Raw genomic sequence first — 13771 nt, 5'->3', positions numbered from 1 at the left:
AATCATAATTTTTAAGTTTAGTTTTAAATAGATTTGATTATACAATTTATTAAGATTTTAAAAAATAAAAAAGAAAGAAGGGATAAATATGAAAAAAATATTATCAATTATTGTAGGATTAGTTTTAATGCTAACGGTGGTAAGTTGTCAAAATGGGAAAAAAATTGCTGAAAATGACGTAAAAGAATCAATGGAAGCGCTTCAAAAAGGAGATTTTTCTAAATTAAACTATGATAAGGAATCAGTTGAAGCGTTACAAATATTTAGTGGAGCATATAAGAAAATAACTTATAAAATTAATAAAACAACAGAAGAAAGTAAAGATAAAGTTCTTGTAAATGTTACTATGAAATACCCTGATTTATCAGAAGCAGGAAAAACATTCAAGGAAAAAGTATTAAACCAGGCACAGCAGCTACAAGGAAAATCAAATGATGAAGTGGATAAACAAAGTATGCAATTCTTAAAGGAAGCAATAAATGAAAAATTAAATGATTCTAATTTAAAATATTTGGAAGAAACATTTGATATGGTATATGTAAAACAAAATGGAAATTGGGAATTAGAAAGTGATAATCCACAATTTAACAAAGTAATGTCATTTAATTATCAAATGTAATAAAATATTATTTGAAATTTTTAATGAATTATTACAGTAAAAAAAATTCTGTTAAATTTTCTTGATTTTTTAAATTTATTATGGTATAATATTTACTGTAAAATATGAAAGTTATTTTTTAGGAGGGATATATTATGGATAATAATAAATTTAATGAAGAATCAAAAGAGCAATTGGAAAAAGAAATACAGGAATTAAAACGTCAAAAGGAAATTAGAGATTTACAAAGACAAAAGGAAGAGCTGGAAAGAACTATGTTTGGTAGCGTAGGAGGAAGTACAGCCGAGAAACAGGAAAAAGTTAAAGAAAAAATTGAGGAAGATTCAAAAGAGGAAGTAAACTTTTTTTCAAATAGGAAAACTACAATCTTAGCAGGTGTAGTAGCATTGTTTATTGTTGCAATAGGTTCAGGAATTTTCTATCTAAATGCACAAAACAAAAGAAAAAAAGATAACTTAAAAAAATTATCAGTGCCGGCAATAGTGCAAAGTCAAAATATGGCGAGCATAACTACACCGCAACCACAACCACAATCGCAGACAGTGACAAATGGTGGAAGTGGAAAGGAAGCAGCTGAGAGTATATTGAAAGAAACAGTTGATATTTTGCAAAAAGGTGAATATTCATCAACGGTAACAGATAAAAATGCACTTGAGTCAATGAATTTATTTAAAGAGGCATACAAAAAAATAAGCTATAAAGTAAATAATACAACTGAAACACAAGATAAAGTTGTTTTAAATGTAACTATGAGATACCCTGATTTATCAGGAGTTTCGACGCTTCTTAATCAAAAAGTAACTGATAATGTACAACAGTTGCAAGGTAAATCGGAAACAGCTATACAAGAGCAAACTATGAAATGGATGAAAGAATTAATTAATCAAAAAATAAACGATCCTAGTGTAAAGTATTTGGAAGAAACATTTGACATAACATATAAAAATGTAAATGGTAATTGGACAGCACCTGATGAAATGGATCCGAAATTTAATAAAGTAATGACATTTAATATGGGTATGTAAAAAACTGTATTGGATGTTACGGTGTAAAAATTACTGTTATTAAGAGTATTATTAATTTTTAGGAGGGCATTATGGATGATAACCAATTCGGTGAAAATGCAAAAGAGCAGTTAGAAAGAGAAATAGAAGAATTAAAACGTCAAAAGGAAATCAGGGATTTACAAAGACAGAAGGAAGAGCTTGAAAGAACAGTGTTTGGTAGTTTGGGTGGACAAGCTGGAAAACAGGAAGAAGTGTCTGGACAGGCGGAAGAAGAGCCTGTGGAAGAAGAAATAATTGAGGAAAAATATATTTCAAATAAAATGACAACGATTTTGGCGGCAGTAGTTGCGGTGGCAATAGTCATTATCGGTTCTGGAATTTTTTACTTGAGAAGCCAAAATAAGAAAAAAAGGGAAAATTTGAAAAAGGAAATGGCAGCTGTGTCACAAACTCAAAATATCCCTGCTGTAACCCCTCAAAGCACTCAGACAACAGAGCAAAAGCCTTCTGAAAGTGCTAATAAATTACCAAAAGCTGAGCCAAAAAAGGATGCAAATGAGGAAGTTCAAAAATCAGGCGGAAAATTAATTGTGCAAAGTCCAGTAACAGTAAAAAAAGGAAGTTATTGTGTAAATCCAAATCCTGCTGAATCAGCATTTGATACCGATACAGTTGTAGATTCATATGCGGAACATGGATATATGGCTGATGTTTCGTTTCAAGACTGCATAGTTAATAGTGGAGGTTCTGTGAAACATACGGGGCCTGTAACAATAACAGTTAATTTAGCAGAAGAAAAAAATTATGATGCAGTAATGAATAGAAGTAAATGGTATCTGGAAAATGGACAGATTAGAAGAATAAATGGACGGGACAGTGCCTTTTTATACTTTAATGGATGGCTAATGTATAAACAAAGTAATTAATTATTTGATACAGGGGTAGTAAATTTATTACCCTTGTTTTATTTTTTATAAATTTTAACTAGAAAAAGTAAAAAAGTTTAGGATAGTAATTGACTTTTTTATTAAAATAATCTATAATTTGATAGGACTTTTGTGTAGATAAATCATAATTGTAAATACTTGAATATTATAACTGGTTATAAAGTTCAGTAAAGGAGTAAAAATTGAAAAAGATACAATTTATAATAATTCCTATAATATTATCCTTCGGATTAATCATATCTTCGGCATTGATTTCAAATGCGATGAATAGAGCCAATAAGGATGAAAATAGAATTACAGTGAAGGGAGTTGCTGAGCGTAGGATTAAAGCGGACAAGGCACTTATAAATATAGTTATTTCCCAAAAATCTACTAATCTTGATGAATTAAAAAAAGAAGTATCAGAAAGGGAAAAACTGGTAATTGACTTAATTAAAAATCTGAAAATTGATGTAAATGAATACAGCGTTGGAAATTTACGTATTCAGCCAAACTATTCGGAAAATTCATCAAATGCGAAACAGCCGTCCACAGCTTCCACAACAACTGCACCAATTGTAAAAATTTTGGATTATGACGGAATAGAAACTATTTCGATTGTTACAAAAAATATTGATAAGGCAGAAGAATTTTATGAAAAATTATCGGAACTAAAGTTAAAAAATAATAATATAGAAATAAATATGCCTGAATATTTTATAACAAATATTGAAAAATATAAAAGAGATTTGATTGTTGATGCTTCAAGAAATGCCGAAATAAGAGCAATTGAAATGTTAAAAGTAAATAACAATGAAATTGGTGGACTAAAAAATATGAGTCAAGGGCAATTTGAAATACTGGAAGATACAGAAGATGTGAGAAAAATCAATGAAGATGGAAGCAATCAAATTTATAAAAAATTGAGATTGGTTGTTACGACAACTTATTTGATAAAATATTAAAAATATTTTTAATAGTTAATAATTAAAAAAATTTGAATATATATTTTAAAATTTAAATTGCAAATTATTGATTTTAAAATTGTTTAAATATATTAAAAAAAATTATAAATAAAAAGTAAAATTTAGGAGGAAAAAATTAATGAAACCAGCAGCAGAATTAAGACAAGGAAGTACATATAGAAAGGACAATATCCCATATTTAATATTAAAAGCTGAAAGACACCAGTCAACATCAGGAAAAAGACAAAGAGCAGCCGAAGTAAAATTTAAAACAAAAGAGCTAATTTCAGGGAAAATACAGGAAATCACAGTTTTGGCAACTGAACTTATGGACGATATTATTCTTGACAGAAATCAAATGCAATTTTTATATGAAATTGATGGTGAATACAATTTTATGGATCAGGAAACTTTTGAGCAAATTACCTTGTCATCTGAAGATTTAGGAGATGCGGTAAATTTCTTGGAAGAAGAAATGATTATTCAGGTATTGATGTATGAAGGAACTCCAGTTGGGGTAGAATTGCCAAATACAGTAATTAGAGAAGTAACTTACACAGAACCAGGATTAAAAGGAGATACAATCGGACGTGCAACAAAACCGGCAACTGTATCGACAGGTTATGAATTGCAAGTACCTTTATTCGTAGCAATTGGAGATAAAATCAAAATTGACACAAGAACTGGTGAATATATTGAAAGAGCAAATTAATAATGACTCAGATTCAGGATTATAATAATAAAAAATACAGCTATCGAAAAAACGGTAGCTTTTTTTGAAAAAACAAGATAAAATTAAATATATATTAAAATTAGAAAGAGGTAAAAATTGTGAATAAAGATAAAATAAAAAGAATTGATAAAATGGAAAAAATTATGGATAAATCAGCAGATATTTTTAGAGAATTAAACGTAGCGTTGGACAAACTGGAAGAAAATTTGTCAGATTATAAAAAGCTGGATGAATATTATAGCAGTGAAAACTGGTTTTTGGATGTAGAAGACTTTAATAATGGGGTGTTGCCAGAAGACTTGAAATGTGGAGTTTTAAGTGAAGATGGAGCTTATAATTTGTTTGGGGAAAATCATGAGTTGGCAATTAGGATGGTAGAGATTGCAGCGAAGATGTTGAGAAGATAGTTAAAATATAGAATAAAAATAAAAGTAAATAGATATTGAAATGTTTAGAAAGGAAAAATGTGAATGGAAAAAATTGTATTTAAGACAGATTTTAAAATTTTGAAAAGAAAACTCATAAAAGTATTTATCTTTATAGTGATTTTATGTTTATGGATGTTTGTTCCAAATATTCAAAATTTCCCAGTAAATGAAAGTTCGATTCACTTAAAAATTATTATTTTTCCAATTTTAAGTGCAATATTTATATTGCTTTTTGAAGTTCTAAAGAGAAAGGCTCAAATAATAGAAAGTAATATTTTTGCGATGGCGGCAATGTTTAATTATAGTGTTTTTTTTAACAAAATTCAGATAATTATTTTTATATTTAGTTATTTAGTTTTATACATTTCTTATTATTCTATGATAAAAATAGTTGTTGAGGATAAAAATGTAAAATTTTATGAATTTGGGATAAGGAAAGCTAATTTGAACTTTATGGAAAAGGAAGTCGTTTTGGAGGAAGTGTCATATGAAAGATTTGCAGGGAGGCATCCTAGAAGAACTGTTATAGTTGAAGTTTTAAGAGCTTTTAAAAAAGTAAAATATTTTGGAAGGCGAATGGTTTTACAGGAAAGTACGGATTGGTTGAGTTTTGAGGACAAGGAAAAATTGAGGGAAATACTTAGTGAGAGTATTGTTTTGGAATTTAAATTTTAGATTGTGGAAGATAGGGAAAATGAACACAGAAGTTTATGAAAAGTCGTTTTTTGAAAAGAAAATTGTAATAAAAAATGAAATAATTTATTATTTTGAAGATGATGATTTGAAAGAAGCTATTTATGTTGAAAAATTTGATAAAAGAGTTATTGAAACAGAGTATGTAAATAAAGAAGGACTTAGTCTTTTTTTGGAAATTATCACACCAGAACCAAATTATAAAATTAGAGATAAAAATAAGTATAAAGAGTTAATAAAATATAAAAAATTGAAATTTTTAGATGGAAAAGAAATAGATGTAAGTGAACTGGATGATTATGAGTTCAAAAAGCTGGGAGATTGTATCGAAAGTTTGAAAACAAAAAGGTTGATTTTAGATGAGCAGAAGTTTCATATGAAAGATGAATTGATAAATGAGTGGATTTGGAATTATGATTCAAGAAAAATAAGTAGAGAAAAGCTTCAAGAGAAATACGATGAGCAGATAAAAGACAATGAGGCACGAGAAAAATTTTTATCAAATTATGAGAAAAAAGTTTTTAAAATTAGAAAAGCTGAACTTTTAGACGATTTTAAAAAGAATTCTGGATTTGTAAATTTTTTAAACCTATCGTTTACAGAAGTATTTTATTATGTTTTAACATTGGGAATTCTTGCATATGTAAAATTTTTAAATCCAGTTATGGTAGTAATAATTCTTTTTATAATAATTGTAAAATTTCTTATTAAGAAAAATAATTTGAGAAAAAAATTGGAAGCACTGATTTACAGCATAACTTTTTATCAGGATAAAATAGTTATAGATACTGGAGATTACATTAACAGAATAAAAGTTGAGGAAATTATAAGTATGGCAGTGGATAAAGCGAGCAAATATAATTTGGAGTTTAGAATATCTAAGAAAAGAGAGGAGATACGCTGTAATTTTGGCATAACTTTTACAAAAATGGTAGATTATGAATTGATTAAGAGCGAGCAGAAGAAATTTTTCGAAATTTTGGAGGAAATACCGAAATGGTGTGTTATGAATAATATTGAATTTAAAATAGAAAATTAAAAGATCAAGGGGTTGATTGAGATGAAAAATAGAACAGTAAAAGGGGTAATTTTTGTATTTTTAATTTTTGGAATATTTTCTTGTTTTAAAAAGGGGCAGATAAATGAGGAAATTGATATAAATAAGGATGAAAATACGATTTTGGTGGCATCGTTTAATGCATTACGGCTTGGAGAGAAACAAAAAGATTATTGGATATTTGCACAGATTTTGGCAAAGTTTGATTTAATTGGGCTGGAAGAGGTTATGAATGAGAAGGGAGTTAAAAAAACGAAAGCATACTTAGAAAAATTGACTAAGGAGAAATGGGATTATATTATTTCGGAAAATTCTGTAGGAAGTGAGAATTATCGTGAATATTTTGCATTTATTTATAGGAAAAGCAAATTTTCTGAGGCAAGAGGGCTTGGATTTTATAAGGAAAAGGATGAGAATGAGTTTATGAGAGAGCCGTATGGTGCATATTTTAAAGCTGGAAACTTTGATTTTGTGTATGTGATTGCACATTCGGTTTTTGGTGATAAAGAAAAGCAGAGGCTACTGGAGGCGGCAAATTATGTCAATGTTTATGAATATTTTTCTAAATTGACAGATGAGGATGATATAATTATCACTGGGGATTTTAATACACCTGCTGATAATATGGCTTTTAAAAATATGGCTGATAAATATAACGTCAAGTATGTTTTAAATCCTGAAGAAAATTTGACTACACTTTCGGATAGTAAACTTGTAAGTTCTTATGATAATTTTTTCATAAATTTTGAAAAAACAAAAGAATTTACTGGAAATTTTGGAGTTTATAACTTTATAAAAAATAATAACTATGCTATAATAAAGAAATATGTGTCAGATCATTTGTTGATATTCTCAGAATATTCAACATTGGAGGATTTAGATTAAATAGATTTATTAAAGTTAAAAATTTATTTTATTAAGGAAAAAATATTATTAAGTAAACTGAAACTGTTGAGAAAATCTAAAAAAATATCAATGAAAAAGAAAGGAAATAAATGAAAGAAAAAGCATTAAATAGAAAATTGGTTTATAAAAAGGTTATTAATATTGGATTGCCTGTGGCAATTGAGAATATGATTTATGCACTTATGAACTTTGTGGATATGTTTATGGTGGGGAAAGAGATTGTGGCACTTGGACTGGGGACAGTTGCTGTTGCAGGATTGGGGTTTGCTAATCAGATATTTATGATTTTTATGACATCGCTTTTTGGGATGAATAGTGGTGGTGGAATTTTGGCGGCACAATATTTTGGAAATAAGGATTACAAGAATTTGAAGAGATGTCTTGGGATAACTGTTATCGTTGGTTTTTTATTTTCATTGCTGTTCCTTTTTGCTGGGTTATTTGTACCAAAACTTGTAATTTCAGTATTTACAAATGACAAAAAAGTTATAGAAATAGGAGCTTCATATTTGCGAATAGTAGCTTGGACTTATCCACTTGTGGGAGTGGGATTTGCATTTAATATACAGCTTCGTGCAATTGGAAAAACAAAGTATTCGTTTTATTCAAGCGTTGTTGGACTTTTGATAAATGTGACTATAAATTATGTGCTGATTTTTGGACATTTTGGATTTCCTGCGATGGGAGTACGTGGTGCTGCGGTTGCAACAGTTATTGCAAGAATTATAAGCACTTTTTATATCATTTATATAATTTACAAGTTAAAATTGCCAATTGCAGGTAAAATAAATGAGTTATTTGATTTGTCAATGGAATTTTTTGTAAAGGTTATGAAAATATCGCTTCCTGTATTTATTCACGAAATATTATGGGTACTTGGAGCAAGCATGTATGTGATGATTTTTGGTAGAATGGGGACAAACTTTGCAGCTGCAGTTCAGGTTGTAAAATCAATTAGCAGTCTTGTATTAACATTGTTATTTGGACTTTCAAGTGCAACTTCGGCTATAATTGGTAATGAGATTGGTGCTGGAAGAGAAGAAAATGCTTATGACTATTCGATAATTTTATTAAAGGTGGCTGTTGTTTCAGGAATTATTATTGGAGCAATTGTGTTTATTTTCAGTCCATTTATCCTACAACATGTAAATGAAAAAAGTTATCCATTAGCAAGGGAGATTGTGAAGGCAGAAGTATTTGTAATTTTCGTAAAGGCAATAAGTTTGCAGCTGTTAGTTGGAATTTTACGTTCGGGAGGGGATACGCTCTGGACGATGTTTGTGGATTTGATTCCGCTTTGGTTTATTGCGATTCCAATAACATATTTTTCTGGACTATATTTAGGATTTCCAGTTGTATTTGTATATTTACTTTCATGTAGCGATGAAATTATAAAAATATTTCCATGTATATGGAGATTAAAGAGCAAGAAGTGGATAAATAATCTAGTTAGTTAGAAATTTGAATAAAAATGAAGTATTTAAAAGGGAAAGTAATAAAAAATAAAAGAGGGTGGTTAAATTGGGGAAAAAAAGAAAACAGAAAATTTTCTGAAATGGAAGTGAATGATGTGAAAGTATTAAAAACAAGTTCGGACAGTTTTAAAAACAGGATAGAGGACGATGCTTTATTTATAGACAAAACTTTATTGATTCACGAAATAATAAGAAAAAAAGAGGAAGCTCAAATATTCACTCGTCCGAGAAGATTTGGAAAAACAACGAATTTATCAATGTTGGAATGCTTTTTTGACATAACAAAAAAAGACGAAAATAGAAAATTATTTAATGGATTAAAAATTGAAAATACAGAAAGTATGGAGTATTTTAGAAACTTATAAATTTGGGGATGTTGAACGGATTGATTTGATTGGGATAGCGTTTTATAAGAAGAAATTTAAGATGGTGAAGGAAAAAGTTCGATAATTGTAATTTTATGGAGGAAGTAAATGATGAATTGGATTAATGGAATTGCATATATGTTATCAACAATATGTATTATATCATTACTTTTTAAGTATAAGGATAAGTTCTACTTATCACAATATCTTATAAAATATTTTAAAGATAATAATAAAGTTAGAATAATTAGAAATAAAAAAACATCAAATATGGTAATTACATTGAAATTAGTATTATTGCTAATATTAGTATTACATATGAAGCTACCACAATTTATAGTAATTTTTCCGTTATTATTTCCTGTTCCAAATAAATTAATATTAGAGATAATCAAAGTTTTATTTAATAAAATTATAGAATTTATTGATATTCTTTGGATAGTTTTAATAACATTATTTGGAATGAACCTTTTTAATTGGTTTCAAAAATTTAGCCTTATATTGCCAATAATTTTCATTCAATTTTTGTTTGTAATTTATATTTTATTTTTTTTGAAAATCGGATTATTAATTTTTACAAAATGCAAAGGCTCTTACCTTTTTTACTTAATTAGTTTTGTATTATCATTTATAATAGTTTTTAATGTAATTTGGTATCATGCAACTAAAGAAAATAAAAATGCAATTAGAGTTACAAAAGGAAAATTAAAAGATTTAGAAGGAAAAAGTATAAAATTGTTTTTTAAGGATGGAAAAAAGAAGTTTAATATAATGAGTAAAAATAAAGAATTTTATATTGAAAATGATTCATTATTTAGAAATTCTATTATAGAAAAAATTTTATTTAACAAAGAAAATAATGTATCTTTGTTTATGCCTTCATCCTTTCCTTTACCTATTTTTGAAATTTCTAATAAAATAGAAACAAAAAATGGAAAGATAGAAAAAGGAGAGTTTGTACTTATTAATAATGAAAATTTAAAAATTTTAGATGCAAATGAAAAAACAATAAATGACAAAATAAGTATAGAAGCTAAAATAATAATAATAGAAAATAATATGGCTGATAAAAATAATATGAAAAATTATATATTTTTAGGAAATAATTTAGGATGGCAATTAAATCAGAGTGAGGAAATAAAAATTGAAGAAGATAAATTTAGTTATAATTTATTAAATTTAATTTTATTTTTATTTGGAATAATATATTTTTGGCTAAAGTTATATGGTAAAAAAAGTAAAGAATACTATGATTATATAACATTATTAGAAATAAAAAAAGGAACTAAAGTTCTTTTAGACAGAAATAAATATGATAAATTTTTAACATTATCAGCGATTGGAATTACAATACAAAATATTTGGAAAATAGCAACAACAACAAATATTGGAGAAATGGTTAAACAAATCAAATTTTGGACATTAGCATTAACATTAGCATTAGAATCGATACCTTTGATAATATTTAGTATTGTGTTATTTTGTATAACAACTTCTAAAGAAATTTCTGAATGTGTAAAAGAATTAGAAAATAAGAAACCAAAAAGAAAAAGGAAAAACTGGCAAACAAATTTATGCAAAAAGAAAGGAGAATGAGATTTTTTCAAGAATTATAAAAATCTCTTAGGGAAAAATGAACTTAGTAAGAAGAAAAAAGTATTTATTAATTGGTATTTTAACAGCCTTTACAATTTCATGTTCCACAATAAAAACTCCTCCGCTTGGAGTAAATTATGAAGGTCCATTGAGGGATAGTGATAATGTTGAGTTTCATTATGATTTGACTTATCTGGACAAGGATGGGAATATTCGGTATGACAGGAAGATTTGGGAGGCGACTTATAAGGTTGTGGATGAGGCTAAGGATTATCTGATTGTGGAGATGTTTTTGTTTAATGACATTTATAATAAGGATAAGGAGCATTTTCCAGAGTTTGCTAAGGAATATACGAGAAGGCTTATTAAAAAGAAGATGGAAAATCCTGATTTGAAGGTATATGTGCTTTCAGATGAGAATAATAATTTGTATGGGGCTTTTGAGCATCCATTTATTACGGATATGAAAAATGCTGGGATTGATGTTATAATGGTGGATATTTTTAAGTTAAAAGATACGTTTCCTTGGTACTCGCCAATTTGGAGAACATTGATTGCACCTCATGGGAATCCGCAGGGGAAGGGATGGATTGGGAACTTTTATGGGCCTATGTGGCCTAAACTGACTTTGAGAAATTTGTTGAGGGCGCTGAATGTGAAGGCGGATCATAGGAAAATATTTTTGAATGAGGAAAATGTTGTAGTTTCGAGTGCAAATATTCACGATCCAAGTTATTATCATGAGAATGTGGCAATATCAGCTAATGGAGAAATTACGAAGGATATTTTGCATGGATTGCAGCTTGTGGCTGAATTTTCAGATGGGAAGATTGATGTAACCAGAAAGCAGGAGAATAGAATAAATAGCAGTCAAATTGGGAATTTAACAGAAGATAGGACAAGCCTAATAAATAGTTTTTCTGAAAGTGAGACTGAAAAGCAAGTTAAAAAAATTGAGAAAAAGAAGGAAGAATTTGTAGAAGAGGAAACAAGAAGGTTTGCACAAACTGGAGAACTTCCTGAAAAAAGTCAAAATTCTGAAAATGAAAATCAGAAAAATGGAGATATGATTACCAGATTTGATGATGAAAATAATAAATATCAGCTGCAGTTTGTGACAGAGGCAAAAATTGGGGAGCATCTGGATAAGGATATTGACAGTGCGAGAGCTGGGGATGAGATACTTATGGGAATGTATTTTCTGGCTGACAAGGGTGTCATTGAAAGGCTGATAAAGGCTGCAAACCGTGGTGTAAAAGTTCGGATTATTTTTGATAGAAGTAGAGATGCTTTTGGAATGAGTACGAATGGACTCCCTAACAAACCTGTTTCTAAGAAATTGAAGAAAAAAACTAAAAATAAAATAGAAGTAAAATGGTATTTTACGAATAATGAGCAATATCACACAAAGATAACACTAATCAAAAAAACAGACGGCAATGTTATAATACACACAGGTTCAGCTAATTTAATCAAAAAAAATATACGTGGTTACATAATGGATGCTAATTTTAGGATTTTGACAAATAAAAATTCTAAGTTGACAAAGGATATTTATACATATTTTGATAGATTGTGGGAAAATAAGGATGGCTTGTTTACAATAAATTTTGATGATGAGCCAACTACGAAAGCAAGTACAGATTTTATGTATAAAATATTGGATGCAACACAGTTAGGATCATTTTAAATGTAAAAATTGGGCAGAAGATTTTATTGAATTATAAAATGAAAAGAATTTGAAAGAGAGGAATGAGCAGTAAATGAAAAGAAAAATAATGTTTGCAATAGTAATTTTGGCTATTGGAATGATGTCAGTTTCTTGCTTTAAAAAGAAAAAGGATAACAAGAAAAACAATCAACAGACACAACAGCAACAAAATAAGGACATCAATACTGATATTTTTAATCTTGGAGGACAGGCACAAGGAAATCCTAACATACAAAACTTGACTCCTGAGGAGCAGCAAAATTTAATTGACAATCAAATTGATCCAGCAAAAGTTTCAGAAGCGTTGACAAAAGCTCAAAATGGAGATAAAGAATCAATTATGTCACTTGCACAGCTTTATTACAACTTAAAAAATATGGATAAAGTGAAACAGATTTTGCAATATGGTGTAGATAAAAATTATCCTGAAGCAATTTATAACTTGGCTGTAATTTTTAAAGAAGAAGGAAATATGGCGGAAGCAAATAAATTGATTGCAAGACTTCCAAAAGGTGCTACAACGACTGCTGGTAGACAGCAAATGCGTCAAATAAAAATGCGTCCTGGTGCAGAAGCATACAATAGAGGTGTTGACTTAATAAAGGCAAAGAGATACAAAGAGGCTAAAGCAGAATTTGAAAAAGCATATAATGCTGGAATAAAGGAAGCTGATATACGTGTGGCACTTTTAAATAAAGAGCTTAAAAATGAATCAGAAGCAATGAAATGGTTCCAAAAGGCTGCAAATCGTGGTGTAAAGGAAGCAAATTATGAAATTGGAGCAATTTTGTATGATGGAGGAAAACAGACTGAATCACGTCCATATCTTCTGAAAGCATATAATGCTGGAAATAAAGGACTTGCAATGCCGATTGCGATGTCATATCATCAACAGAATAATATGACAGAGGCTTTAAAATGGTATAAAATCGCTGCCAAGAATGGAGATAAGAATGCTGCTGCTGCTATAGAAAGAATTCAAAATGGTGGAGTAGTTGAAGAAAAGAAAAATGATAAGCACGTAAAAACTTTCTTAGGAAACGGAAATTCTTCTCAAAGTTTGACGGAAAGTACGCTTAATGATGTGAAAAGTAAAAGCAAAGCGGAAGAAGCCTCAAAAGTTGAGATTAAAGCTGAGAAACCAAGTGCAGCCAAACAGCAACAACCTGCACAGACAGTAAAACCTGCTGAAAAATCTTCGGATGTGAATATTGATGAAATTATGAAGAAAAAAGCAGCAGAATACAATAAATAAAAAAATATGAAAAATAAAAATTTTTGAATATTGAC

The 13771-nt window shown here is 28.7% G+C and carries 14 protein-coding genes; all 14 read left to right on the top strand.

The features are described from left to right. Window positions 1-88: 88 nt before the first annotated feature. Entirely contained in the window at window positions 89-619 is a 531-nt protein-coding gene (locus tag K324_RS0110315) for a hypothetical protein (protein ID WP_026749049.1), read from the top strand. Window positions 620-753: 134 nt separating this feature from the next. Continuing rightward, window positions 754-1644 (top strand): hypothetical protein, encoded by an 891-nt coding sequence (locus K324_RS15290; RefSeq protein WP_051354449.1) that lies wholly within the window; start codon window positions 754-756, stop codon window positions 1642-1644. A gap of 71 nt (window positions 1645-1715) precedes the next feature. Continuing rightward, a complete protein-coding gene (locus K324_RS0110305; RefSeq protein ID WP_026749048.1) occupies window positions 1716-2552 on the top strand; it encodes a hypothetical protein in 837 nt (278 codons plus the stop codon). 203 nt (window positions 2553-2755) lie between these two features. Next, window positions 2756-3517, top strand: coding sequence for an SIMPL domain-containing protein (locus tag K324_RS0110300; RefSeq protein ID WP_026749047.1), 762 nt, complete (start codon window positions 2756-2758; stop codon window positions 3515-3517). A 139-nt stretch (window positions 3518-3656) separates the two neighbouring features. Next, window positions 3657-4229: an elongation factor P gene (efp, locus tag K324_RS0110295; protein WP_026749046.1), complete on the top strand. Its 573-nt coding sequence runs from the start codon at window positions 3657-3659 to the stop codon at window positions 4227-4229. A gap of 119 nt (window positions 4230-4348) precedes the next feature. Then, window positions 4349-4657, top strand: a complete 309-nt coding sequence (locus K324_RS0110290) for a DUF4298 domain-containing protein (protein ID WP_146996511.1) — start codon at window positions 4349-4351, stop codon at window positions 4655-4657. Between the two features lie 63 nt (window positions 4658-4720). Further along, window positions 4721-5353 carry a hypothetical protein gene (locus K324_RS0110285; RefSeq protein WP_026749044.1) on the top strand — a complete coding sequence of 211 codons (633 nt, stop codon included), beginning with the start codon at window positions 4721-4723 and terminating at the stop codon, window positions 5351-5353. Between the two features lie 19 nt (window positions 5354-5372). Then, on the top strand, window positions 5373-6410 hold the full coding sequence (locus tag K324_RS0110280; RefSeq protein ID WP_155282687.1) for a hypothetical protein: 1038 nt from the start codon (window positions 5373-5375) through the stop codon (window positions 6408-6410). Between the two features lie 21 nt (window positions 6411-6431). Beyond that, window positions 6432-7313, top strand: coding sequence for an endonuclease/exonuclease/phosphatase family protein (locus K324_RS0110275; protein ID WP_026749042.1), 882 nt, complete (start codon window positions 6432-6434; stop codon window positions 7311-7313). Between the two features lie 110 nt (window positions 7314-7423). After that, complete coding sequence (locus K324_RS0110270) at window positions 7424-8791, top strand: MATE family efflux transporter (RefSeq protein WP_026749041.1); 1368 nt, start codon at window positions 7424-7426, stop codon at window positions 8789-8791. 14 nt (window positions 8792-8805) lie between these two features. After that, window positions 8806-9174, top strand: a complete 369-nt coding sequence (locus K324_RS14845; protein WP_084533629.1) for an AAA family ATPase — start codon at window positions 8806-8808, stop codon at window positions 9172-9174. A gap of 108 nt (window positions 9175-9282) precedes the next feature. Next, window positions 9283-10770, top strand: coding sequence for a hypothetical protein (locus K324_RS0110260; protein ID WP_026749040.1), 1488 nt, complete (start codon window positions 9283-9285; stop codon window positions 10768-10770). A gap of 37 nt (window positions 10771-10807) precedes the next feature. Beyond that, entirely contained in the window at window positions 10808-12460 is a 1653-nt protein-coding gene (locus tag K324_RS0110255) for a phospholipase D family protein (RefSeq protein ID WP_026749039.1), read from the top strand. A 73-nt stretch (window positions 12461-12533) separates the two neighbouring features. Further along, window positions 12534-13736, top strand: a complete 1203-nt coding sequence (locus K324_RS0110250) for a tetratricopeptide repeat protein (RefSeq protein ID WP_026749038.1) — start codon at window positions 12534-12536, stop codon at window positions 13734-13736. The last annotated feature ends 35 nt before the right edge of the window (window positions 13737-13771 follow it).

It is taken from the genome of Leptotrichia trevisanii DSM 22070, assembly GCF_000482505.1.
GTDB classification, from domain to species: domain Bacteria; phylum Fusobacteriota; class Fusobacteriia; order Fusobacteriales; family Leptotrichiaceae; genus Leptotrichia; species Leptotrichia trevisanii.
This window is presented reverse-complemented; position numbering and strand designations above follow the sequence as displayed.